General features: G+C 73.3%; 1 protein-coding gene and 1 pseudogene. One reads left to right on the forward strand and one right to left on the reverse strand.

Annotation, left to right across the window (positions count from 1 at the left end; all coding sequences use genetic code 11):
* Positions 1 to 216: 216 nt before the first annotated feature.
* Positions 217 to 1,203 (reverse strand): UDP-glucose 4-epimerase GalE, encoded by a 987-nt coding sequence (galE, locus tag AXW62_RS39635; RefSeq protein WP_060948555.1) that lies wholly within the window; start codon positions 1,201 to 1,203, stop codon positions 217 to 219.
* 270 nt (positions 1,204 to 1,473) lie between these two features.
* Here galE and AXW62_RS39640 point away from each other — a divergent pair.
* Positions 1,474 to 1,778, forward strand: a pseudogene (locus AXW62_RS39640) (CDP-alcohol phosphatidyltransferase family protein); the annotation flags it as partial.

The raw sequence follows: 1,778 nt of genomic DNA on the forward strand, positions 1-1,778 counted from the left end.
GGGCGTGCCCCCGCCCTGCGCCGCGCGGGCCTCCGTGCCATGCCGGGCGTGCCCCCGCCCTGCGCCGGGCGTGCCCCCGCCCCGAGCCGGGCCTGCCCCCGCCCCGAGCCGGGCGTGCCTCCGCCCCACGTCGGGCGTGCCCCTGCCCCGGGCCGGGCGTACATCCGCCCCGCGCCGGGCCGGACGGGCCCCGCATCGGGCCTCGCCGGTGTCCGGTCAGCCGTGCCGGGCCTCGGGGTGATGCAGACACCAGCCCTCCCAGGCCGACTCCACCATCGCACGGACATCGTGCCGGGCGCTCCAGCCCAGCTCCTTGGCGATCAGTTCGGTGGATCCGACGACCCGGGCCGGATCGCCCGCCCGGCGCGGCCCGACCACCGGGGTCAGCTCCGGGCGGCCGGTGATCTCGCCGATCAGATCGGCCATCTCGCGTACCGAGACGCCGTGACCGGTGCCGACGTTCACCGTGAGATCACCCGGCTCCCGCTGCGCGGCCAGTCGGCGGGCCACGGCCAGATGGGCGGAGGCCAGGTCCTCGACGTGGATGTAGTCGCGTACGCAGGTGCCGTCGGGTGTGTCGTAGTCATCGCCGAAGATCTTCGGCGGCCGTCCCCCGGTGATCCGCTCGAACATCATCGGGATGATGTTGGACACTCCGGTGTCGGACAGCTCGGGGCGGGTGGCACCCGCCACATTGAAGTAGCGCAGACAGGCCGTGGACAGGGAGTGGGCCGCGCCCGCCGCCCTGACCAGCCATTCTCCGGTCAGCTTGGTCTCCCCGTACGGATTGATCGGCAGGCACGGGGTGTCCTCGGTGACACGTTCCACATCGGGCGTGCCGTAGACGGCGGCGGAGGAGGAGAAGAGGACGTCGCGGACACCGGCCGCGACCGCCGCCTCCAGCAGCACCGTGAGCCCGTGCACATTCTCGCGGTAGTAGCGCAGTGGCTGCGCCACGGACTCCGCGACCTGCTTCTTCGCCGCGAGATGCACCACACCGGTCACGTTCAGCTCGGCGAAGGCGCGGTCCAGCAGCTCGCGGTCGAGGGTGGAGCCGCGCACCAGCGGCACGTCCCCGGGCAGCCGCGCCCGGTCCCCGCCGGACAGATCGTCGAGCACGGCGACGGACTCGCCCGCCTCGGCCATGGCCCGCACGACATGCGACCCGATATATCCGGCACCACCTGTGATCAGCCATGTCATGCCCCGCACCCTATCCGTGGCGGGGCGGTCGCCGTTTGTGGAGGACAGCCGCCATCCACCATGATGATCGGCGACGCGCGGAAGCGGTCGTTCCCCCGATCGGGTGGTGAATGTGCGGTGAACGGACGCTTCCATCGATCCGATAGCCTCAGCCGGACGTGCCGCCCGCCTCCTGCGGGGCCAGGGCGTGCGATGCCCGTTGTCCGGAGGGCCCAGGCCAGTGCCGTCAGCGGCGTGGCCACCATGTCAGCTGCCAAGGAGTGAGTTCGTCTGTCGACCGCGATTCTCACCGGTGTGCCGGTCGCCGGCTCGTCCCTCGGGGACGACCTGCGGTCGCTGGGCTTCGACGTGCGTACGGCGGCCGACGCCGCCGGGGTCACGGAGGAGCTCGCCGCCGTTCCGGCACATGAGCGGGTGGCCCTCGTGGACCCCCGCTTCGTCGGCCATGTCCATGCCCTGCGGCTGGCCCTCACCGATCCCCGTTTCCCCGCGGCCGCGACGCGCGGGGCGCTGACCGTCCAGCCCGAGGCGCGGACCGCGCTGACCCGCGCGCTGGCGGCCGCCGCGCACCGGGG

The sequence above is a fragment of the Streptomyces hygroscopicus subsp. hygroscopicus genome, assembly GCF_001553455.1.
GTDB classification, from domain to species: domain Bacteria; phylum Actinomycetota; class Actinomycetes; order Streptomycetales; family Streptomycetaceae; genus Streptomyces; species Streptomyces hygroscopicus.